At 48.0% G+C, this 22,001-nt stretch carries 21 protein-coding genes; 10 read left to right on the top strand and 11 right to left on the bottom strand.

All coding sequences use genetic code 11. The features are described from left to right. Positions 1-52: 52 nt before the first annotated feature. Positions 53-571, top strand: coding sequence for an AbrB/MazE/SpoVT family DNA-binding domain-containing protein (locus ACFTRD_RS22455; RefSeq protein ID WP_379383889.1), 519 nt, complete (start codon positions 53-55; stop codon positions 569-571). A gap of 179 nt (positions 572-750) precedes the next feature. Here the strand turns inward: ACFTRD_RS22455 and ACFTRD_RS22450 are convergent, their stop codons facing one another. Further along, positions 751-1,137, bottom strand: a complete 387-nt coding sequence (locus tag ACFTRD_RS22450; RefSeq protein ID WP_192271573.1) for a DoxX family protein — start codon at positions 1,135-1,137, stop codon at positions 751-753. A gap of 404 nt (positions 1,138-1,541) precedes the next feature. Between ACFTRD_RS22450 and ACFTRD_RS22445 the strand changes: the two genes are divergently transcribed. Beyond that, complete coding sequence (locus ACFTRD_RS22445; RefSeq protein ID WP_192272957.1) at positions 1,542-1,841, top strand: winged helix-turn-helix transcriptional regulator; 300 nt, start codon at positions 1,542-1,544, stop codon at positions 1,839-1,841. Between the two features lie 116 nt (positions 1,842-1,957). On the opposite strand, the gene ACFTRD_RS22440 is transcribed toward ACFTRD_RS22445, so the two are convergent. The 6 genes from ACFTRD_RS22440 to ACFTRD_RS32580 form a co-directional block, all read right to left on the bottom strand. Further along, positions 1,958-2,962, bottom strand: a complete 1,005-nt coding sequence (locus ACFTRD_RS22440; protein ID WP_379383886.1) for a Gfo/Idh/MocA family protein — start codon at positions 2,960-2,962, stop codon at positions 1,958-1,960. A gap of 69 nt (positions 2,963-3,031) precedes the next feature. Next, complete coding sequence (locus tag ACFTRD_RS22435) at positions 3,032-4,696, bottom strand: glycerol-3-phosphate dehydrogenase/oxidase (RefSeq protein ID WP_379383884.1); 1,665 nt, start codon at positions 4,694-4,696, stop codon at positions 3,032-3,034. A 392-nt stretch (positions 4,697-5,088) separates the two neighbouring features. Beyond that, positions 5,089-6,576 carry a glycerol kinase GlpK gene (gene glpK / locus ACFTRD_RS22430; RefSeq protein WP_379383882.1) on the bottom strand — a complete coding sequence of 496 codons (1,488 nt, stop codon included), beginning with the start codon at positions 6,574-6,576 and terminating at the stop codon, positions 5,089-5,091. Between the two features lie 30 nt (positions 6,577-6,606). After that, entirely contained in the window at positions 6,607-7,179 is a 573-nt protein-coding gene (locus ACFTRD_RS22425; protein WP_379383880.1) for a glycerol-3-phosphate responsive antiterminator, read from the bottom strand. A gap of 252 nt (positions 7,180-7,431) precedes the next feature. Further along, complete coding sequence (locus tag ACFTRD_RS22420; protein ID WP_379383878.1) at positions 7,432-8,199, bottom strand: GTP cyclohydrolase II; 768 nt, start codon at positions 8,197-8,199, stop codon at positions 7,432-7,434. Positions 8,200-8,622: 423 nt separating this feature from the next. Next, the gene (locus ACFTRD_RS32580; protein ID WP_483875047.1) at positions 8,623-8,697 is read right to left on the bottom strand and encodes a zinc ribbon domain-containing protein; all 75 of its coding nucleotides are present in this window, start codon (positions 8,695-8,697) and stop codon (positions 8,623-8,625) included. 245 nt (positions 8,698-8,942) lie between these two features. Here ACFTRD_RS32580 and ACFTRD_RS22415 point away from each other — a divergent pair, with 245 nt between their 5' ends. From ACFTRD_RS22415 to gntK, 4 genes are all read left to right on the top strand, one after another. Beyond that, entirely contained in the window at positions 8,943-10,217 is a 1,275-nt protein-coding gene (locus tag ACFTRD_RS22415; protein WP_379383876.1) for an ABC transporter substrate-binding protein, read from the top strand. A gap of 129 nt (positions 10,218-10,346) precedes the next feature. Continuing rightward, positions 10,347-11,213: a carbohydrate ABC transporter permease gene (locus ACFTRD_RS22410; RefSeq protein ID WP_076287712.1), complete on the top strand. Its 867-nt coding sequence runs from the start codon at positions 10,347-10,349 to the stop codon at positions 11,211-11,213. A 21-nt stretch (positions 11,214-11,234) separates the two neighbouring features. Further along, a complete protein-coding gene (locus ACFTRD_RS22405; protein WP_062321352.1) occupies positions 11,235-12,062 on the top strand; it encodes a carbohydrate ABC transporter permease in 828 nt (275 codons plus the stop codon). 176 nt (positions 12,063-12,238) lie between these two features. After that, positions 12,239-13,789: a gluconokinase gene (gntK, locus tag ACFTRD_RS22400; protein WP_379383874.1), complete on the top strand. Its 1,551-nt coding sequence runs from the start codon at positions 12,239-12,241 to the stop codon at positions 13,787-13,789. Between the two features lie 540 nt (positions 13,790-14,329). Here gntK and ACFTRD_RS22395 read toward each other — a convergent pair. After that, positions 14,330-14,719: a nuclear transport factor 2 family protein gene (locus ACFTRD_RS22395; RefSeq protein ID WP_379383872.1), complete on the bottom strand. Its 390-nt coding sequence runs from the start codon at positions 14,717-14,719 to the stop codon at positions 14,330-14,332. Positions 14,720-14,852: 133 nt separating this feature from the next. Here ACFTRD_RS22395 and ACFTRD_RS22390 point away from each other — a divergent pair, with 133 nt between their 5' ends. From ACFTRD_RS22390 to ACFTRD_RS22380, 3 genes are all read left to right on the top strand, one after another. Then, complete coding sequence (locus tag ACFTRD_RS22390; protein WP_379383870.1) at positions 14,853-15,206, top strand: ArsR/SmtB family transcription factor; 354 nt, start codon at positions 14,853-14,855, stop codon at positions 15,204-15,206. A 61-nt stretch (positions 15,207-15,267) separates the two neighbouring features. Next, a complete protein-coding gene (locus ACFTRD_RS22385) occupies positions 15,268-16,083 on the top strand; it encodes a hypothetical protein (RefSeq protein ID WP_379383868.1) in 816 nt (271 codons plus the stop codon). Positions 16,084-16,206: 123 nt separating this feature from the next. Beyond that, complete coding sequence (locus ACFTRD_RS22380) at positions 16,207-17,166, top strand: MraY family glycosyltransferase (RefSeq protein WP_379384441.1); 960 nt, start codon at positions 16,207-16,209, stop codon at positions 17,164-17,166. 100 nt (positions 17,167-17,266) lie between these two features. Here ACFTRD_RS22380 and ACFTRD_RS22375 read toward each other — a convergent pair whose 3' ends face one another. From ACFTRD_RS22375 to ACFTRD_RS22365, 3 genes are all read right to left on the bottom strand, one after another. Continuing rightward, on the bottom strand, positions 17,267-18,085 hold the full coding sequence (locus ACFTRD_RS22375) for a carbohydrate ABC transporter permease (protein WP_192271586.1): 819 nt from the start codon (positions 18,083-18,085) through the stop codon (positions 17,267-17,269). Continuing rightward, entirely contained in the window at positions 18,085-18,978 is an 894-nt protein-coding gene (locus ACFTRD_RS22370) for a carbohydrate ABC transporter permease (protein ID WP_379383865.1), read from the bottom strand. The genes ACFTRD_RS22375 and ACFTRD_RS22370 overlap by 1 nt, the downstream gene beginning before the upstream one ends. Before the next feature lie 130 nt (positions 18,979-19,108). Then, positions 19,109-20,452, bottom strand: coding sequence for an ABC transporter substrate-binding protein (locus ACFTRD_RS22365; protein WP_379383863.1), 1,344 nt, complete (start codon positions 20,450-20,452; stop codon positions 19,109-19,111). 470 nt (positions 20,453-20,922) lie between these two features. Here ACFTRD_RS22365 and ACFTRD_RS22360 point away from each other — a divergent pair, with 470 nt between their 5' ends. Then, positions 20,923-21,954 carry a LacI family DNA-binding transcriptional regulator gene (locus ACFTRD_RS22360; protein ID WP_379383861.1) on the top strand — a complete coding sequence of 344 codons (1,032 nt, stop codon included), beginning with the start codon at positions 20,923-20,925 and terminating at the stop codon, positions 21,952-21,954. Positions 21,955-22,001 lie beyond the last annotated feature (47 nt).

Here is a 22,001-nt window from a genome sequence, read left to right as displayed (position 1 = left end):
CTTCCTTACAATAAGGACAGGTTTTAATTGTGAATATTGCGGGGGAGATGCGATGAAAAGAACCGGAATGAAGAGATCTCTGGACCGCCTTGGACGAATTGTCCTTCCCAAAGAAATGCGGGATACGATGGAAATCCATATCGGCGATCCGCTTGAGTTTTTCATTGAAGGGAAAGAGTTGATTTTGAGAAAGTACAAATCAACGTTGTGTATTTTTTGCGGTGATGTGGATACGGAAATGTATTTCAAAGAGCAATTCATCTGCCGGACTTGTGCAATTCAATTAAAACACCCGGATGACACTCCCGAATTTTTCGTTCCTCAGAACAAACAGGCTCCTGCACCCGTGGAGCGTCCTGCTACCGAATCCGCCACAGTCTCATCTCCATCAACAGAAGAAGGGACTACAGCTGCCAATCATGAGTACCCGGACTTGCGACCCAAGACGGCACGTATGCTGCAACAGATGAAGGAAATTGTTGAACAGAACCCTGGCTTGGCTCAACAGCAGATTGCGGAAAAGCTTGGCATTAGCCAAGGACGCGTCTCCCAACTTAAAAAACTACTATAATAGGAATTTAGTCGCTTATTTATATTCAGGAGACCTTCCGTTTAAAGAAGTCCCGTTGCAAGAGAACCCGTTGAACTCCGTGGGTTCTTCTTTTTTTTGAGATAAATCATTAAAAAAAGAAGACTACCGCTCAATCACAGTGGTCACCTTTTTCATATCTGTACTCCAGAGTTTGGCCCTTAGACCTGCACAGCGTCCATATTCATTTCTTCTGCTTCCAGTTTACGCATGCCCATAATCAGAACGATAATGTTGGCAACCAACAACACTGCCGGGAAAGGAATAGCCGCATATTGTCCATAGATCAGATGACTTCCCACAGCCCCAATCATAATGAACGTCAGCACTCCCGAAGCCAGAATACGCGTACGCGGAATCAGCAAACCTACAGCGCTGAGCAGCTCCACTGCTCCGATCAGATACATCGTCCAGGTTGGATAGGAGAACCCTTTGAAAGTCTGCACCATCATCTCTGATCCACTGACCTTGTTAAACCCTGACATTACAAATACACCTGCAAGCACAATCAGTGCGATATATCCCAAAATTCGTAAGCCGTTGTTCATATGTATAATCCTCCTGTAAATAAATCTTTATATCCATCTGTTGTATAAAAAGCAATCTATGTAAAAGTTACAACGTAACTCTATTTTAAAATTAGCCATTTGCACCTGCGAAATTAGTATGTGTTTATATCATACCTATTAATAATCATTAACTTACTTTTATGAAGTGAGTATATAATAATAACATTATTTATTCAAGTAATTTTTTGACGAATAGTGTATAATACATTAAAAAGGTTGTTAGGGCATTATTCGTATGAACATGTTGACTCGTTGTCCCTTACTTTGGTCAGAGCGGCAGAAAGCCAAGCACTTTTATATATACGAAACAAATCAAATCCACCAATACTAGAATCGAGGTGAACACGTTGAAGCTGAGAAAAGTAAAATCGCCTAGTCCCTGCATGATTACTCAGGCCATGGATATCATCGGTAAGAAGTGGGTACTGCTCATCATGTACCAACTCTTATCCGGACCCAAACGATTCACAGAGTTGGAAGCAGAAATGGCGATTAGCGGTCGGTTGCTATCCGAGCGTCTGAAGGAAATGGAAATGGAAGGTATCGTAACCCGGCATATGTATCCTGAAATTCCGCCTCGCGTAGAGTATGAATTGACTCCAAAAGGCAGAGCCATTGAACCCGTCATTAACCAGATCTACAATTGGTCCTCAGACTGGTTGAAGCAGCAAGAGTCTAAGTAGCCAGATTCATGTTCAACACCAAGACGCCTGAATCGAACTGATCTGTGGATCAGTTTTAGGATTCAGGCGTCTTTGTTTTTTACAGGTTCACATTCTTCGGTACGTATAAAAAAGGATTAATGCGAGAGATGTTTGGATGGCTGAAGCTGTACCGGCAGTCCGGAATCTGCCGAAACCAAGGCAGCCGTTGTAATCTCCTGTGTGCGGCACGCATCCGCATAATCAGACAAGATCCGTGAGCGGTCCCCGGTACGAAGCGCATGAATGAACGCTTCATTTTCCCGCTCATACGGGTTATGCCCTGCTGGTATCTCCAGACCTGCCATCGCATGAGGGGCAGTACTTGGCAGAAGAAGACGTTCAGGTGTCCAGTCCCAGACTCCAGCATCCGTGTAGAACTGGAGCCCTGCGCCGCCTTCACCATCTGGCAGCAGGCAGGTGTTGGCAATGCTCGCGATAGCACCACTCTCCAGCTTAAGTGTTACATTCGCCACATCAGCTACCGTGACATGTTCATGCTTCTCATGCATGCTGCGCTGAGCCGCTACAGCGTATACCTCTGTCACTTCACCTGCACAATACCGCAGCAAATCCACGATATGGGTCGTCTGTTCCACAAATTGTCCCCCGGAGCCTTCCTGGCGACGCCACCAGTCAACTCCCGGCATTCCGCCCATCCAGCGTCCAAGCGCCATGCCCACGGTCTGTTCCTTCATCGCTTGTCGCAGAACCTGTGCAGCCTCTTGATAACGGAAATGGTACCCTACCGATGTCAATAATCCGGACTTCTGTACCTGATCCAGCACCTGACGAGGAATATCCATGCCTGTACTCAGCGGTTTTTCCACCAGGAACGGGATACCCCGGCGAATCAACTCTGCTTCAATCGATCCGTGAGACATCGGAGGCACACAGATATAGACCGCATCCAGCTTTTCACTATCCAGCATATGTTCAAGTTCACCGTAGCCAACAGCATCATAGACGGAAGCCATAGCCTCCGCCTTCTCCAGCGTTGTTCCACAGACAGCTGCTACACGAACGCCCTCCATTCGTGCCAGAATATCTGCATGTACCTTGCTGAACCAACCTGTTCCAATGATTCCGATCTGTAACGTCATAGATGTAATCCCCTCTCCTTGTTACACGCTTACATGTTCCATTCGACCCCCATTTGCGAAATCCTGCAATTAGATTCGGCCCGATGCTTCCATAAGCAACTGATCCAGTTCGTTCGCAAACCGTTTCGCCTGCTCCCCAGACCAAGTCAGGCGTTCAGCCATGTACTGAATAACTGCCACCTTATGTTGACGTACTTCGTCAATGCGAAAAAACAAGTCACCGGTTCGTCTCACAAAAAAGTCTGAAGGTGTTACGGCCATCTCCTCGTCTATGGCATAACGCAGCATTAATAACAGTTCCTGTGGCATGCCGTACAGTTCAGCTTTGGCCCGCGGATCAGGCATTCGCTCGTACACCGCATCCACATTGGAACCATATCTGCGGGACAATCGCTCTGCAGCAGATCGGTCGAGTCCCAGTGCGACCCCATCCTTGATCTTGCGTTCAGTATATGCGCCAAAATTAACGGAACCGCCGACATCTCCCCCGGAGATCGGCATCTCTTTTGTTATGCAGGGACCAACGGTTTTACCCGTTTCCTGCTCCAATTGGCGTGCAGCCAGATCAACTACCATCTCGGCCATTTTACGGTATCCGGTTAATTTGCCCCCGGCAATCGTGATCAATCCCGAAGGGGCTACCCATACTTCATCCTTACGTGAAATTTCAGAAGGCCCTTTGCCTTCCTCGTGAATGAGCGGACGAACGCCCGCCCAACCGGACTCCACATCCTCGGCACGAATTCGTACGTCCGGGAACATCCCGTTGACAGCATCGATGACATAATCCCGATCCGCCTCGGAGATTAACGGGTGTGCAGGATCATCTTCGAAGACGGTATCCGTGGTTCCTACATAAGTTTTACCATCACGTGGGACAGCAAAGACCATTCGTCCATCCGGTGTATCAAAATATACAGCCTGCCTTAACGGGAAACGTGTACCATCAAATACGAGATGAACGCCCTTGGTCATCTGCAACGTTTTCCCATGGCGTGAACCATCGATCTTCCGCAGCTCATCCACCCATGGACCGGACGCATTAATCACCTTGGTTGCCCGCAGCTTATAAGATTGGCCGCTAATCTGATCCACAGCCTGGATACCTGTAATACCCCCGTTCCCCTTCTCCTTCAGGAATCCTGCTGCTTTTACATAGTTCACGGCCTGTGCACCGCGCTGTACCGCTTCCTTCAACACCTCAATCGTAAGCCTGGCATCGTCCGTTCGGTATTCCACATAGCGTCCACCACCCAGCAACCCGTTCTTGCGCAGCAAGGGCTCACTGTCTAAGACGGCTCCGGCATTTAACATATGGCGCCGCTCACTGCGCTTCACACCTGCAAGCCGGTCATACACCATCAGGCCAATGGACGTGCTGAATCGGCCAAAGGTACCTGCCGTATAGATGGGGAGCAGCATCGGTTCGGGTGTCGTTACATGCGGCCCATTCTCGTACACCACCGCTCGCTCCCGTCCCACCTCAGCTACCATTTTCACTTCAAACTGCTTCAGATACCGTAAGCCCCCATGCACCAATTTGGTAGAACGACTGGATGTTCCCGCTGCAAAATCCTGCATTTCGACCAGTGCTGTCTTCAATCCGCGGGATGTTGCATCCAGCGCAATCCCGGCACCCGTGATTCCCCCACCAATAATCAATATGTCAAAGTGTGCATTCGCCATCCGATCCAGATATTCCGTACGGTTTGCCGCCGAGAACGATGCTGTCATCCCGATTCCTCCCATTCATTACCTTTGTATTGCCCCTAAGAGCACAAAAAAAAGACCACGTCATTCGCTTCAGCAATTGCTGAGCGGCACGTGGTCTCTCCCGATCTCCAGACATCATTTTTTAACTTGTGACTTAATCCTATCACACATTTCCGGCGGCGTGAAGGCCTGAAATGACACATTATTCAAAAAAATTTCAAAAAGTTGTTCTGCCTGCGGATGGAATTTCAAACTGATCCACTAATCATTTATTTTTCCTTAAAGTGGATATATGTTTTCACTCCTCTAGGAAAATAAACCCTGTAAGTTATGCATCATTTTCCACCAATAAATATCATTTATTGTATATGTTTAACGAAAAAGTACAAATGCCCATTTCAAGTATTATTCATTCATTTGAAGACCATTGCTGCCTTTACCGCACGTTGCCACCCTGAATACAGTTCTGTACGCTCTTCCTCAGTCATAACCGGATGGAAGACACGTTCCGTATTCTCGTGATTCGCCAATTCATCTGCACTATTCCAATAGCCTACTGCAAGTCCTGCCAGATAAGCCGCACCCAATGCAGTCGTTTCGTTCACATTGGGACGCTCCACAGGGATATTCAGAATGTCACTCTGGAACTGCATCAGAAAATCATTGGCCGCCGCTCCCCCATCCACACGCAAGGCATTCACCGGAATACCTGAATCAGATTCCATGGCCTCCAGCACATCCCGGGTCTGATACGCCAGCGCCTCCAGGGTTGCACGAATAAAGTGCTCTTTGGTCGTTCCTCGCGTTAAACCAAAGACCGCTCCCTTAACCTCACTGTCCCAGTAAGGGCTTCCCAGGCCAACGAATGCAGGCACCATATATACGCCCTCTGTAGAGGGTACACGTGCCGCGTAATCCTCGCTGTCCTTTGAGGATCGAAGCATTCTTAAACCGTCACGCAGCCACTGTACCGCCGAACCTGCGACAAAAATGCTGCCTTCCAGCGCATACTCGATCTTGCCATTCATGCCCCAGGCAATGGTTGTAATCAGCCCTTGCTCGGACTGCACCGGCTTTTCTCCGGTATTCATGAGCATAAAACATCCGGTGCCATACGTATTTTTCATGCTGCCCTTCGTATAACAGCCCTGACCGAATAATGCCGACTGCTGATCTCCTGCTGCTCCGGCAATCGGAATCCGATGACCGAAGAAGTGATAGTCAACTGTATGTGCATACACCTCGGAAGAACCGCGCACCTCTGGCAGCATCGCTTTGGGAATGTCCAGAATCTGCAACAATTCATCATCCCATTGCAGATCATAGATGTTGTACATTAAGGTGCGAGAAGCATTAGATACATCGGTGACATGAGTCCCACCGCTCAGCTTCCAGATCAGCCAACTATCGATTGTGCCAAACAGAAGTTCACCTTTTTCTGCACGCTCCCGGGCATCAGGCACATGATCCAGAATCCACTTTACCTTGGTTCCCGAGAAGTAGGGGTCAATGAGCAGGCCTGTTTTGCGATGAAAAAGGTCACCCAGTCCCTTCGTCTTCAACTCATCACAAATTCCAGCCGTTTGTCTGGACTGCCAGACAACTGCATTGTAGATGGGCCGGCCCGTTTCCTTGTCCCATACCACAACCGTTTCCCGCTGATTCGTAATGCCGATGCCGGCAATCTGGACCGGCTTGATTCCACTTTCCGCAAGGCACGAAGCCATTACCGCCAGAATAGAGCTCCAGATTTCATTGGCGTTCTGCTCCACCCAGCCCGGCTTGGGAAAGTACTGCGGAAATTCCTGCTGTGCAATATGCACAATCTCCCCGCTCCGGTTAAACAGAATAGCCCGGGAACTCGTCGTCCCCTGATCAAGAGCCAACATATATTTTTCCATACAGACAACCTCCTGTTGTGGGATTACTGCTTATATTTCTGTATGCGATTTCTTGTAGTGTCGAATCAGGTCCACGTTGGAAGTGGTTACTGCGGTAGCTCCAGCCTTCAGCGCCAGTTCAACCTCTTCCGGTGAGCGGATCAGCCCACCTGCAATAATGGGTATACCTGTCCGTATGGATACTTCTGCAATAATATGCGGGATAACACCAGGCAGTACTTCAATATAATCCGGCTGGGTCTTGGACAGCAAAAGATAACTTTTCTCCAGTGCATTCGTATCCAGCAGAAAAACGCGCTGAATGGCTGTGATCCCTTTCTGTTTCGCCTTCTGAATTACGCTGGCTCGCGTCGAGATCAGTCCTGCCGGGCGAATATGCTGACATAAATACTCTGCGGCATATTCATCGTTCTTCAGCCCCTGCACCAGATCGGCATGCAGTAATATTTTCTTGTCACGCCGCCGCGCTTCCTCCAGCACACTGTGAAGCTGGGCAATGTGCGTATCCAGCAAAACCCCATAGGTGTAAGGGCCTTCAATCATTGCTTCGAACTGCTTCATGCTCTTGGCAGCCGGTAACACATACTGTCCCTCAAATGGCACCTTCGTTCCTCCCGCATAAATCAGATGCCTATATTGTATAGTCCGTATGGTGTGAACGGCAAGCGAAGTCAGGATAGCAAGATTAATTCTTGGCGTAGACCGTTCCGTTCCGCCCCGTTCTCCGAAATCAAAAAAAGCTGTTCGCATACCCTCCGGAAGGAGCATACGCGAACAGCTTAACCCGTCTGTTGAACAGCATGACAGACAGACTTTTGGCAAAATCATGCTGAGTGATCTCTCAGGATCAACCTTTTAAGCTTGGGCTTGCGGAAGCAAGGGTTCTCCTCCAGCCCAGCCATCATTTTCTGCCAAGTGACCGGAACGGCTCACTTTGGTCTGCAAATATTTTTCATTGAAGGCCGAACGATCGCCCCACAGCGGAACACGTCCACCGACATTCAGTCCCGCTTCCTGCAAAGCAGCGAGCTTGCGTGGATTGTTGGTGATCAATGTAACGGGTGCTGAACGCAATGCGCGCAATACGGCAATCGCATCATCGTAATTACGCGCATCGTCTGTGAATCCAAGTTGCAGATTGGCATCTACGGTATCCAGACCTTCCTCTTGCAGCAGGTACGCCATCGCTTTGCTGAACAGGCCGATGCCGCGGCCCTCATGGTTCGCCAGGTAGAACAGTGCGCCTGCTCCATGGGCAGCAATCATCTTCATCGATTGCTCCAGTTGGAAGCCGCAGTCACAACGTTTGCTGCCAAAGATGTCGCCTGTATGACAGATGCTGTGCATCCGAATCAGCGCTTCCTGGGCTTCGGCAAAGTCGCCGTAAACCAATACGCTGGATTGCTGGCGTTCTGCCAGTTCGGCAGTTGCCAGGGATTCAATCAGCTCGCCGCTTTCCATCACTTTCTCCGATTTCATCCAGCTATACCATTGGAAGGTATGTGTCTCTCCATCCAGGTTCACCGGAAGTTTAATCGGCCCAACGAGGTATATGAATTCTTTTCCACTCGGAAAAGTCTGAATTTTGGGGGCAAGCAGTTGAATAATATGTGAATTAATCATTAGTAGTTCCTCCTGTTAAGCCATCTTATATGTTGATTGATTCGTACCCCGACGAAAAACGGATCACTGAACGGCATATTATACATATCGGAGCATTTTGCATAAATCCTTAAAACGACTTCCAATCAGCAAGATTAGATCAAAGCGATCCTATTCTTCTATATCTTGTACCCGTTAGCGTTGGAAATCAAATTATGCAAATTTTTTTCTATATCATTGTCATCGTCATTAGTTACTTTATGTAAGCAAGTTTAAAATAAAAATTTTGTTGTGTCAAGTAACTTTTGTTTTTAAAGTAACTATTGAACACTCCCGCCACTTAGCCTTCACTTGAAGTGGGGGATTCTTGGGTAATCGAACCTCTTGGTTCGAAGTGGACCAAGCTATTCCTGTGGTTCCCACAGTTCTCGAAGTTATTACGATCTATATGGCAACATCCTTAATGTTTCGGGCTGCATTTACATCCCGATCATGGAGGGTCTGACAGGATGGGCACATTGCAGTAATTATAGCACATACGTTCGGTTCCGAATACAAAAAGATAGCAATTTATCCCCGCCTAAAGCTGAAGCCTTTGAGGAAAGGGTCTTCTCTCCTTCATATAATAAATTCATGATACGTAACCGACACAAATTTGTGTTTCATTTCAGGAATATTGGGTATGAGTTTATAAACTGCTCATACACTTATGTTGTAGTCCATCGCACTTCATGCCTCGAACTTAACGATGAGGGGGTTATCACATGATCCGCCGAAAAAGAACATGCTGGACAGCCATTCTGCTAGTCTGTGTCATGCTGGTGAGCGGATGCTCCATCTGGCCGGGACAGAACGATTCATCGAGCAACAAAAAGGTAGCGCTTACATTATGGTACTGGAATCGTTCCATCGATGATAAGCTGATTGCCAAAGCCAAGGAAAAGTTCCCCAATATTGAACTGACTGCCCAGAAAATTGGTGGTGATTTCAAGGCAAAACTCAAAACGACACTCGCTGCGCGCTCAGGTGAGCCGGACATTGTCGCATTGAACGATTGGATCATGGAGCTCTTTCCCAGCGAGGACCGTTTCTATAATCTGTATGATCTTGGCGCAGGTGACGTCGAAGACCAATATCTGGATTGGAAATGGAAGCAAGGCGTTACACCGGACGGGCAGATGATCGGGTTCCCCATGGATACGGGACCAACAGCCCTCTTTTACCGTGCAGATCTGTTTAAGGAGGCCGGATTGCCTTCCGAGCCTGAAGAAGTGGCTCGTCAGATCAACAACTGGGATGCCTATTCTGCTGCCGGAGAACAGATCAAGGAGAAGTTCGGAGGCAAGGTGTTTCTGACCGACAACATTGGAACCGTTTACAATCAGGTGTTGTCGCAAGGAACCGAACGGTATTTCCGTCCTGACGGCTCGTTTATCGGCATGGATTCACCACTCGTCAAGCAGAGCTGGGATACCGCCGTATCCTTCAAGCAAAAAGGGCTGCTCGCCAATGCAGACGGCTGGACCCCCGGCTGGAACGCAGCGATGAATAATGGTGAGATTGCTTCCTTTGTGGGAGCGGTTTGGATGAAGCAGGTCTTGCAGGAAGCCGCACCGGATACATCTGGCAAATGGCGGGTCACTCGCGCTCCTGGTGGAGATGGCAATAACGGTGGATCGTTCCTGTCCATTTTGAAGTCAAGCAAACACCCTAAAGAAGCGTTCGAAGTCATCCAGTGGCTGCAAAGCCCGGATAACCAGCTTGAACAATATAAGACGTTGAACCTGTTTCCTTCGGCACCGAGTGTGTTCGATACACCGGCGATGAAAGAAGAAGAACCCTTCTTCGGCGGACAGGCAACAGGGCCTGTATTTGCCGAATCGGCAAAGCATGTGCCAGAGGCTTTCTTTGGCGAACGATACCCTTCGGTGAACAACATCATTACTCGACGGCTGAATGATATTGCGAAGCAAAATGCCAACCCGGAGCAGGTCTGGCCTGATACGGTTCACCGTGTTGAGCGGGAGTTACAGCGTTAATTCAGACACTCTAATGAGATGGAAATCCGCAAAGGAGGAATTCATATGGCTGTAACCGAACCTCGCCTCACTCCAGATCCGGGGAAGGTAAGCCCGGATTTGGATCGGCAGAAATCACTCTTGTCCCGGATGTGGGAACATCGTGCACTCTATGTGGCGATCTCCCCGTTTTACATTCTGTTTGCCGTGTTTGGACTGTTTCCGATCGGTTTTTCCTTATATCTGGCCTTCCACAAATGGGATGGCATTGGTGTGATGACCTATAACGGACTAAACAACTTTAAATATATGCTGACTGATGCTGAATTCTGGCAAGCGGTGGGCAACACGTTCATGATCTGGATTTATTCCACCATCCCCATGTTGTTCTTTGCCCTAATAATTGCGTTTCTGCTGCATGCACCTTTTGTGAAGTTCCGTACGCTGTTTCGCGTGGGGTATTTCCTGCCAAACGTGACGTCCATCGTGGCCGTCGCCATTATCTTCGGTGCCCTGTTTGCCAACAACTACGGGTTTCTCAACTATCTGCTCCAGTCCGTCGGGCTACCAGTGGTGGAGTGGCTGAACGCACCATGGGGCATCAAAGTGGCGATCTCCTCCATGGTGGTCTGGCGCTGGACGGGATACAATGCGGTCATCTATCTGGCCGGACTTCAGAGCATCCCGCAGACCTTGTACGAGGCTGCCAAGATTGACGGCGCATCCGGGATACAGTCCTTTTTCCGAATTACGATTCCGATGCTGCGTCCTGTCATTCTGTTCACCGTTATTACATCAACGATCGGCGGCATGCAGCTGTTCACCGAGCCACAAATTCTCGTGGGTAACGATGGCGGTGCAGGTGCTGCCGGGATGACCATTGTACTGTACCTTTACCGTGAATCGTTCATTAACAACTACTTCGGCTATGGTGCTGCGGTTGGCTGGGGCATGTTCCTCATTATTGCTCTGTTCTCGATTGTGAACTGGAAGCTCGTTCAAGGCAAGTCATCCTGATGTGACAAGGGGGGAGCGCTCATGACGTCCAAATCTCTCAAATCGCTGGTGTTGTATACCGGTCTTATCGGGGGCATGCTCATTTCCATGTTCCCGTTCTATTGGCTGATTGTAATGTCTACCCGGACGACGTCCGACATTTATAAGTTCCCGCCTCAGCTCTGGTTCGGGGGCGAACTGTGGAACAATATCAGTCGGGTGCTTCAGCAGATTGATTTCTGGGGCGCATTCATGAATACGTTATTTGTGTCGGGCTTGGTGACGGTACTAGTGCTGTTTTTTGATTCACTGGCAGGGTTTGCGTTTGCGAAGTTTGAATTTCCGGGTAAAAAGTGGCTCTTCGTCCTGCTGCTTGCCACCATGATGGTGCCTTCCCAGCTGTCGCTGGTCCCTTCCTTCGTGCTTATGGCGACGTTCGGTTGGGTCGGTTCCTTCAAAGCCCTCATTATTCCGGGCATGGTGAATGCCTTCGGCATCTTCTGGATTCGCCAGTATGCCACGGAGTCCATTCCAAATGATTTACTTGATGCCGGACGCATCGACGGGTGTAATTTCTTCAGGCTGTACTGGAACGTGGCGTTGCCAATTCTGCGGCCTGCGTTTGCCTTCCTCGGCGCGTTCACGTTTATTGGCGTATGGAATGATTACCTCTGGCCCCTGATCGTCCTGACAGATGCACGAAAGTATACGCTGCAGATTGCATTGTCCCAGTTAAACGGGCTGTACAATACAGATTATGCGATGGTTATCGCGGGTACACTGCTGGCTGTTATTCCGTTGATCGTCATGTTCCTGTTCATCAGCCGCCAGTTTATCTCCGATATTGCCGCAGGAGCTGTGAAGGATTAAGGATAGCCGCATTTTGATCCATCCCTCAAGTCTGATATTCTTATCTATAGATAAATACCAGATGCCATATAAGCTGGATGAATAGCGCCACGTGGACGGAGGGCTTTTTGTACCTGGAGTGTAAACGTGTAACAGCATTCATTTAACTTATATATTCAAGAAAGAGGGATGACAAAATGGCTTCTTCACCCTATATGATCGGCGTAGACATCGGCACCACCTCCACCAAAGCCGTCCTGTTTGAAGAGAACGGAACCATCGTGGCTCAGGGCGGTGCCGATTACCCGCTGTATACCCCTACCCCTGCAATTGCAGAGCAGGATGCGGAAAATATTTTTAAAGCCGTCGTGGAATCGGTTAAACTAGCGACCTCCAAGGCGGGTATCAAACCGGATGAAATTCTGTTTGTCTCGTTCAGTTCAGCCATGCACAGCATTCTGCCTGTTGACGAACACGGCAAACCGCTGATGCGGGCGATGACATGGGCAGACAATCGTAGTGCCGAGTGGACGGAAGCACTCAAGACCGAAATGAACGGTCACGAAATTTATTTGAGAACAGGTACGCCGATTCATCCGATGTCACCCCTGACCAAAATCATGTGGCTAACGCGAGATCAACCGGAACTGTTCAAACAGACGCATAAATTTATTTCAATGAAAGAATACGTATTTTATAAATTGTTTTCCGAGTATGTGATTGACCACTCCATGGCCTCTGCCACGGGAATGATGAATCTCGAAAAACTCGACTGGGACGAGGAAGCTCTCCATGTCGCAGGCATCACTCCGGATCATCTGTCCCGTCTTGTGCCAACGACGCATCTTCTCAAGAAAGGATTGAATCCGGAGTATGCCAAGGAGATGGGCATTGCGGATACGACGCCATTTGTCATCGGGGCAAGTGACGGCGTGCTCTCCAATCTGGGCGTAAACGCCATTGATCCTGGAGTCGTGGCGGTTACCATCGGGACCAGCGGAGCGATTCGCACCGTCGTGGACAAGCCGGTCACCGATCCAAAAGGACGTTTCTTCTGTTATGCGCTCACGGAGGATGCGTGGGTGATTGGTGGCCCAGTCAATAATGGCGGAGTCATTTTCCGCTGGATACGGGATGAATTTGCAGCGTCCGAGGTAGAAACAGCGAAACGGCTGGGGATTGATCCGTATGAAGTATTGACCCGTGTCGCCGAAAATGTACCGCCAGGCTCGGAAGGCCTGCTGTTCCATCCGTACATGACAGGTGAGCGGGCTCCACTCTGGAACCCGAATGCACGCGGTTCATTCTTCGGCCTGACGCTGCATCATAAGAAGGAGCATATGATTCGCGCTGCTCTCGAGGGTGTCTTGTTTAACCTGTACACCGTCATGCTGGCGATTGAAGAGAAGATTGGGCGTCCCAAAAAGATTCAGGCCACAGGCGGATTCGCCCGCTCTGAGCTATGGCGCCAAATGATGGCTGATATTTTCGACCAGGATGTCATCATTCCCGAAAGTATCGAGAGCTCCTGCCTCGGGGCAGCCGTACTGGGGCTGTATGCCCTTGGCCGTATCGATTCCCTCAGTGCCGTCTCCGGCATGATTGGATCGACCCATCGGCATCAGCCAGACCCGGATAGCGTTCGCATCTATCGCGAATTGCTGCCAATCTTCATCCGCATCTCCCGCAAGTTTGAAGAGGAATATGCCGATATTGCCGCTTTTCAGAATAAAACGATGCAGAAGTGAGTGGATTGGGTGGGTGAGTGAGTAGGCAAGTGGGCGAGTTCATCACAGGCCGCGTCTTCCTTCTGCCAAACGCCGTACGCTAACGAACCGTACGCACCTTATTAGAGGTTTAAAGCTTGGTTTAGTATTCTAACGAACTTCAGCCACCTTATATCGGCTGATTGCAGCATATATCTGCCTATAAATTTAAAATACAGGGCAATAGCTTGCCTGAGATTCGTTAAAAACTTGATTCTGCCGAATATCCTCCAATAGCGTGTGTGAGGTTCGTTGGAAGTAGCCTTTCATCCTATACATGCTATGGATGGCCGCTGGGGGCTGCGCCCGGTTCGTAATAACATATGACATCCTGATGACCAGTCTGAGGCAGGGCCGTCCCCGAGTGCAATGGGGGACGGTCTTTTTCATGCAGGCTTTTTTTCACAAAATAGAATAAGAATGATCCACGTTACGCCTCCGCACCCTTCACATACGGGCATAACAAAACTCCACAGCATAAAGCTGCTGTGGAGTTATAGGTTGTCTACAGACACCTGAAAATTACTGCTTATATTTGCTGAATGCATCCTGATCCGCCTGCACATTTTCCAAATATACAATCTGCCCCGCCTCATTCACACGAGCGATATCGATGCCTGTTTTGGCATACACCTTTCCGTCCGCAGCTTGTCCGCATACTGCCCAGTTCGTTTGGTAACTGCCGTCCGGCTGAAGCCTCCACTCGTCCCACATGTGTTTCACATCGCTATTGTATTCATAGAAAGCCTTCATAAAACTATCGAATCCTGTTCTGCTGTTGCCATTCAGCACAATCTCGGCATCCGGTGTAAACAGGGACAACAAATCTTGCATCGCGCGTTCGTCTGTACGGGAAGCGTCAAATAAACGGAAATAGTTGTTTAACATTGTTGTAGTGCTGGTTGTGCTCATTCATATTCCTCCTAAACGTATACAATCCGGTTTTTCATTTTATAGTTCGAAAAAATTCAAACTAAATAACTGAGATGAAATGTACCACACTTTCCATCCCCGGAACAACCATCAGTTCGAAAAAAATCAAACATTGAAAGGGATTGTCGAATATGCTACCGTCATAGATATGAAAACTCCAACGATCCCTATGGCTTCGGAATTGAATCTGACCACGGTCTGCAACGCACTCGGTGATCCGATACGGATGAAAATTGCACACTGTCTGGCCAGCTCTGGCGAGAAAAACTGTTCTGCCTTCGAAGTAGACCATATTTCCAAATCAACGTTGTCCCATCACATCAAAATTTTGCGTGAAGCAGGCCTTATCCGGCCTCGCATTGAAGGCAAACAACACTTTTATTCTCTGCGGAATGACGATTTAAACACCCGTTTTCCCGGCCTTGTTGAACTGATTCTGAATACAAACGAGGAATATGTACATTAAGGAAAACGAAGCTTGAATCATGCGATACATCATCTTATGAATTGTATAGGGGGATGATTTTTTGGATAAAAAAGCGGCAAAAATTTTGCTCGGCACCTTCTGGGGAAGCGGCGGCTGGAAAACGGTATCTCTTCCCTTCTCAGGAGAAGACTTTGAATATGCCAAAAGCAGAGGTCTGATGTTCGATCCACTGACCATTACCCATGATGAGATCGTCACCCGTTTACATGAGATTCATCAGGACAACTCCATTAAGCGACGGGTGGTATCGGCATTTTTACACAGTTTATCTACCAAAAAAGTATATCTGCGCAGCGCGCTTTCCAGCTGGGCTTTGACATCGCAACTGCCTTTGCATACCTACGAGGAACGCCGCGCCCTGCATGCCAACACCAGTTCTTGCGGGGATTGCAACTTCCTTCGCCTGCAATCGGACAAGACGTACACGGACGTCGATCTGAACGTTTTGAACTTTGAACGGGTGAAATGGGGCGGGGTCCGGCACAATAACCTGTTATACTGCCTCATGGATCTGGAACTGCTGCTGGCTAGCAAGGAATCCATCTACGAAGTGACTGACGCAGACATCGCTATACTTGTAAGCATGCTTGAAGCCGCACAAACCTGTGAACCCCATGATAGCGCACGCGGGCTGGAGAAACGGTGGAAGGGCTTATTTCCATCCAGTAAGCAGGAACGCGACGCAATTCTCGAAATCTGGGGTGCATCCGGTCTGCTTGTTCCGCAGGATACGCCACGAAAAGGCAGAGGCGGGTACAGCGACTTCCACTTTGCCGCAACCTGGCAAGGCGATGACGGTTATAGCGCAGATGCGGCGATTTCCATCTTCGGCTCCTATTTGCCCCAGAAACTCTAAGCTAAATTTGGCTCACGTACAAGTTTGAATCCGGCTTTGGTTACAATAATGACATCGACAGATTTCCTGTTTAGCTCGTATAATAGGGGGAAATGGGTAGATAGGAGTGAATCAAGCGAATTTATGGTATACATACTGGCTTTTATGCTGTCTTTTGCTGTCGTGGTTCTGCTTATTCCGCCGCTTGGTCGACTGGCACATCGGCTCGATTTTGTGGACAAGCCCCGAGAAGATGTGGAGCGCAAGCTGCACAGACAGCCCATTCCACTGACGGCGAGTTACGCGATATTTACTGGATTCTTCCTGACATACATTGTTCTTACGAAAGAAATTTCATGGGAAACGGCGGCTTTGGTCGCTGGTGGAATGCTTCTATTAACAATTGGTACAGTCGATGACTGGTACAAAACCAAAGGCAAAGATTTTCCTGCCTTGCCCAAGATGCTCGTACAGATCTCTGCCGCAGTGCTCGTATTTGCTTCCGGTATTGCGTTCACCGGGTTCGTGAATCCCTTCAACGCGGAATACATTATGCTTCCGATCTGGCTGCAATTTATTCTGACGATCCTGTGGATCTTCGGTGTGACAACAGTCATTAACTTCACGGACGGCATGGACGGACTGGCAGGCGGTTTGTCTGCCATCTCAGCCATTACACTGTTTATCGTGGCAATGACCAAAGGCCAAACCGATTCTGCCCTCATGGCCATTACGCTGGTCGGTGTAACCCTTGGTTATCTGAAATATAACAAAGCTCCAGCCAAAGTGTTCATGGGCGACGCAGGGGCTACGTTTCTCGGCTTCATCCTGGCGGTCATCGCCCTGGATGGTGCTTTCAAACAAGCGACCATGCTATCTATCTTCATCCCGATTCTGGCGCTCGGTGTGCCAATCTTCGACAACATTTTTGTGGTCATCAAACGTTTTATCCAAGGCAAAGCGATCTACCAAGCCGATGCAAGTCAGGCTCATTATCGACTATTGCGTGCTGGTCTGAAGCAAAATCAGGTGGTTGGTGTGCTATACCTCGTCAGTACCTGCCTCTGTCTGTCCTCCATCATTCTGATGCTGGTGGAGCTGTAAATAGTATAAACAAACAAGGAAGCAACCTTCACTACCATGAGGGTTGCTTCCTTGTTTGCGATGAATCCATGCTCATTAATCAATAGCTCGTGCACCAAAATTAAGATTTAACAGCCCCGGCCATAGCGCCTCCAACAATGAAGCGTTGCAAAGAAACGTACAGGATAGCCAACGGCAATGTAACGATCAGAATGCCACAGGCGAGCAGCGGCCAGTTGTTCATGTATTGTCCATAGAATGTGAAGAGTCCTTTGGTTACAGGCTGATAATTCGGATCAGACAAATAAATGGTAGGTCCAATAATATCATTCCATACGCCAATCGCCGTAAGAATAATGCCTGTTGCCAGTATAGGCTTCATTAATGGAACAAGGATGGTGAACAGATACCTTGTATATCCGCACCCGTCCATGGCGGCCGCCTCATCCAGTTCACGCGATATTGATTTGATATAACCCACAAACATGAGAAACGCAATGCCCGTACCCGTCGTCTTCAGTAAGATGTACCCAATTTGGGTGTTGTAGAGACCCAGATTATTGATCAGGGAAAACTGCGGAATGAGCGGGTTGGGAAGATACATGGAGATCAGAAAGAAAATATAAATGAATGTGCTGAACTTCACGTATCTGCGTGCGAGCGGGAATGCAGCAAATACAGACAAAATCAACGTCAGCAGGGTGGACATCCCTGTATAGAGCACACTGTTCCACATATACTGAGAGAAGTTTCCTTTATTCCAAGCTTCGGAAAAGTTCTCAAGCCGGATTCCTTCGGTAAGGGCTACAGGATCAAGCAAATACTCTGTCTGTGTCTTCATGGATACATTGAACAGATAGAACAGAGGGAAAACGTACAACGCAAGCATAAGCAGGACGATGACGTAGCTGACAACTCTCGACGTTTGGCTCTGCTTCATTACGCTTCCACCTCTCTTCTGCGAAGATAAAATAGTGCGACCATCGATATCGTAAATACAAAGAGGAACTGAATCATCGCGACGGCCGAAGCCAATCCGTAATCTGCCGTTCCGGTGCCAAACGCCGTAGCATATACATCAAATGCAAGCGTCGTTGTATTGAACTTACCACCCGTGAGTACATAAATAATATCAAAGGTTTGCAAAGCTCCGATGATGGATAACAACATGTTGACCGTGAATGAAGGAGCGATCATCGGGAATGTAATGTTTGTGAATGCTTTCCACCCTGAAGCACCATCCATGTAACCCGCCTCATACAGATCGCTTGGAATGGATTGCAGACCGGCCAGAAAAATCGTCATGGAGTAGCCCATATACATCCAGATCTGAACAAAAATAATCAATTCAAAGGCAATATTATAATCACCAAAAAAGTTGGAACTGGTGCCAAAGAAATTCAGAAGCGACTGGGCGGGTCCACCCAGCGGATTCGCAACAAGTTGCCAAATGAGTCCGGATACCGTTACACCCAGCACCACCGGTAAAAAGAATACCGCACGATACAATTTATCGCCTTTAAGCTTCTTATTGATCAAGATCGCCATGAACAAGCCCACTGCATTTTGTATGATCACGACAGCAAACGCAAAATATAGGGATCGCCCAATAGCATCCATTCGGTCTCCCGCATTGGATGCACCAAAAAATGTTTTATAATTTTCAAAGCCGATAAAGCTCCATTCCTGGCCCCGAACGCCAGTAGCATCCGTAAACGAAAACAGTACCGTCACAAGTGATGGACCGAAGCCAAACACGACATAAAGCAGCAATGGAATGCTCAAATACAGATAAGGAATCAGCCGTGCCTTACCTTTTCCAAACGGATACATCGTCCTCACACCTTTCATGGGGTAAAACTAAGACAAAGGAAAACCGGAATAACAGCCTGGTCGGGCCTGAAGGCTCTGACCCGAGCGCTATTCCGGCGCATGCGGCACATCTTGTGCCATGAACGTTAATTTACTTTGGAGCAGCAGCGTCCCAGTCCGCTTGTGACTTGCCGGCAAGCTCTTCCGGTGTTGCAATCGGTCCGGCAGGCTTGAGCATCTCCGCGTGAACGCTGGCCTCAGCAATGTACTGTCCTACATTCTGACGGTTAATGAACAACTGATCCCAGGAAAGCTTGAAGTCTTCCAAATAGGGCTGAATCCCTTTGATAAACTCACTCGTCATTTCCACATCAGGCTGTGTCGGCAGGAAACCGGCTGCATTCACAAAGTCCGTGTAGTTCTCTTTCTCTGCTAACATTTCGAGCCATTTCATTGCGTAATCCTTGTTCGGTGATTTATCCACCACCATCCAGGTCATATCGTATTTACCAGCCAGATTTTTGTTTTTGGCAGCATCGTTGCTACCCGGAATTGGGAAATACCCGAACTTCAGATCAGGGTTTGCCGTTTGAATCGTCGTTGCATCCCAAGTGCCGTCAGCAATCATGGCAACCTTGCCTGTGGCAAACAAACTTGGCAATGTTCCATAGTCAACACCCATGAAGCCAGGCATTGCGCTGTTCATCAAAACCTGAGATTTTTGCAAGACTTCAATTTGGACCGGATCAGTCAGTTTGGTATCTCCAGTCCACAGACCTTGGATATAACCAAGCTGATCATCATGAATAGAAGCCTGAAGCCCTTGTACCGCAAGGCCTATTGGCCATACATCCTTACCCGCCAGACCAAGTGCTTCGACGCCATTGTCTTTAAACACTTTGATTGCATTTTGCAATTCATCCCAGGTTTCAGGTATGTCCAGATTGTATTTTGCGAAGAGATCCTTGTTGTAGAACAGTCCCGTGAAAGCCACCTTGCCCATGTTTACACCGTACACTTTGTCGTTGTACGTCATTGCGTTCTTTATGTCAGCTTCATTGTAGTTTTTGATAAATGATTGATCAGACAGATCACTGACCAGCCCTGCATCAATCCACTGCTTCCACATCGGATCAGCAGCACCTTTGGACCATTCCTGCGGAGCGCCTACAAAGCTTGATTTGAGCGGAATGATATCCACGTCTCCGTTATTACCAGCATTCATCCGTGTTTGCATCAACTGATCGTAAGTTGCGTCTGCCGGAACTGTTGTATATTCCACCTTTACATCCGGATATTTTTCTTCAAATTTCTTATTGAACTCTTTGATGTAGTTGTTAATATTCTCTTGCTGCCAATGAATGATCTTCAAAGTCACTTTTTTGCTGCCATCTGCAGTCTGGCTACCTTCCGACTCAGTAGAGCTGCTGCCACAAGCGGCAAGTACGAACAGTAAAGCGGTTACAAGTGAAATGGATAAAATCTTTTTCTTCATATCGCTTTCCCCCAACCATTTAAGATCGATTTACGAAATCAGTTTCGTTAATTTACAACCTCATTATGACTCTACCTGATAAATTTGTAAATAGTTTATTTACTTTTTTTCAATTTATTAGATAGAAATCGCCCTGGACAAGGGTTTTTGCATCTTTTTTTCATTTATAACCGCACTCACTTTTACGAAACCCGGATGCACACAATACGTTTTGATGCAAAATATATACTAATTCCCCTTTTAAAAATGGCATGAAATTTCTAAAATGGTAAGGTGACTCAGCTAAAATGTGATAGAATTTTCGCAATATTTATTTCTGAACAACTAAATTCTATTGATGCATATTATTTCAGCTTGGAAACACCCCTGTTCTGTTGACTCTCGGGTCGTTGTAGCATAAAATACTTGCAAGAAAACAAAAATGACACAGCTGCAGTTTGCGAAACTAGTTTAGAATCCGAGGGATGTAAATGAATATCAAAACGATAGCCCGTTTAGCCGGCGTGTCTGTAGCAACGGTATCCAAGATCATCAACAACTATCCAGATATCGGCGAGGAGACTCGCCAACGAGTGCTCAAGATTATGGAAGAGACCGGCTATCGTCCTTCTTCTTCAGCCAAAACGCTCGCGACCAAAAAATCCAACCTTGTTGGCGTTGTATTTGCAGGGAAACTGAACGTCGATTTCAGCCACCCTTTCTTTGTAGAAGTCATCAATGCTTTTAAAAAACAGATTGGCTTGCTTGGATATGATCTGCTCTTCTTCTCCAATGAGAAATTTCTGGATCAGGGCGAGGACTACTTGGCGCGATCGAAGTATTTTCAAGTAGATGGCTGCATTATTATTGCAGGGGATGAAGTGGAGAGCAGTGTATTCGACCTTGATGCAAGCCCCATTCCTTGTATCGGAATTGACATCGAGCTTACAGGACAGAGCTCCTGTTACATCATGTCGGATAACGAGAAGATCTCAACCAAGGTTGTAGAGCAATTTTATATGAACGGATACCGGCAAATTGGTTTTATCGGACTAGAGCGGGCCTCTCTAGTGATGCAACAGAGGGAGGAGGCTTTCAAACGTTCCCTAAAGCAGTTTAGTCTTGAGGAGAACCCCGAATGGGTGGTATACAGCAAAGATTATGCCGCGGTGGACGGATACGAAGCCGCAAAAAAAATGCTCACCTGCGAAGTCCTGCCACGCGCTGTATTTGCAGCCACGGATCTGCTCGCATTCGGAGCTATCCGCGCCTTTAAGGAAGCCGGGCTGCGCATTCCGGAGGATATTGCCGTTGCCGGTTGCGACGATATCGAGGCCTGCCGTTATACCGATCCGCCGCTAACCACCGTCAAGCAGGATACCGACAAAATTGGACGCCTTGCTGCCATGATTCTGTTCGATCTGATGAACAAACAGATGGATAACCGCTGCATTAAAGTAGAGCCGGAACTGGTTCTGCGTCAATCCTGCGGCACAGCGATGCTGCTGGGACAAGAGATTTGAACGATGTAGTTGTGTGGCATGACAAAAACGAGCCTTGGAATGACTTC

The sequence above is a fragment of the Paenibacillus sp. NPDC056933 genome, assembly GCF_042674385.1.
Lineage (GTDB): Bacteria > Bacillota > Bacilli > Paenibacillales > Paenibacillaceae > Paenibacillus.
The sequence above is the reverse complement of the archived record's forward strand: the minus strand, read 5'-3'. Positions and strand labels throughout refer to the sequence as shown.

Coding starts and splice junctions, on each gene's coding strand:
- ACFTRD_RS22455 (WP_379383889.1), top strand. CDS start 53: ATGAAAAGAACCGGAATGAAGAGATCTCTGGACCGCCTTGGACGAATT.
- ACFTRD_RS22420 (WP_379383878.1), bottom strand. CDS start 8,199: ATGATTAATTCACATATTATTCAACTGCTTGCCCCCAAAATTCAGACT.
- ACFTRD_RS22445 (WP_192272957.1), top strand. CDS start 1,542: ATGATTACTCAGGCCATGGATATCATCGGTAAGAAGTGGGTACTGCTC.
- ACFTRD_RS22380 (WP_379384441.1), top strand. CDS start 16,207: ATGGTATACATACTGGCTTTTATGCTGTCTTTTGCTGTCGTGGTTCTG.
- gntK (WP_379383874.1), top strand. CDS start 12,239: ATGGCTTCTTCACCCTATATGATCGGCGTAGACATCGGCACCACCTCC.
- ACFTRD_RS22360 (WP_379383861.1), top strand. CDS start 20,923: ATGAATATCAAAACGATAGCCCGTTTAGCCGGCGTGTCTGTAGCAACG.
- ACFTRD_RS22415 (WP_379383876.1), top strand. CDS start 8,943: ATGATCCGCCGAAAAAGAACATGCTGGACAGCCATTCTGCTAGTCTGT.
- ACFTRD_RS22375 (WP_192271586.1), bottom strand. CDS start 18,085: ATGAAGCAGAGCCAAACGTCGAGAGTTGTCAGCTACGTCATCGTCCTG.
- ACFTRD_RS22410 (WP_076287712.1), top strand. CDS start 10,347: ATGTGGGAACATCGTGCACTCTATGTGGCGATCTCCCCGTTTTACATT.
- ACFTRD_RS22365 (WP_379383863.1), bottom strand. CDS start 20,452: ATGAAGAAAAAGATTTTATCCATTTCACTTGTAACCGCTTTACTGTTC.
- ACFTRD_RS22440 (WP_379383886.1), bottom strand. CDS start 2,962: ATGACGTTACAGATCGGAATCATTGGAACAGGTTGGTTCAGCAAGGTA.
- ACFTRD_RS22450 (WP_192271573.1), bottom strand. CDS start 1,137: ATGAACAACGGCTTACGAATTTTGGGATATATCGCACTGATTGTGCTT.
- glpK (WP_379383882.1), bottom strand. CDS start 6,576: ATGGAAAAATATATGTTGGCTCTTGATCAGGGGACGACGAGTTCCCGG.
- ACFTRD_RS22435 (WP_379383884.1), bottom strand. CDS start 4,696: ATGACAGCATCGTTCTCGGCGGCAAACCGTACGGAATATCTGGATCGG.
- ACFTRD_RS22395 (WP_379383872.1), bottom strand. CDS start 14,719: ATGAGCACAACCAGCACTACAACAATGTTAAACAACTATTTCCGTTTA.
- ACFTRD_RS22405 (WP_062321352.1), top strand. CDS start 11,235: ATGACGTCCAAATCTCTCAAATCGCTGGTGTTGTATACCGGTCTTATC.
- ACFTRD_RS22370 (WP_379383865.1), bottom strand. CDS start 18,978: ATGTATCCGTTTGGAAAAGGTAAGGCACGGCTGATTCCTTATCTGTAT.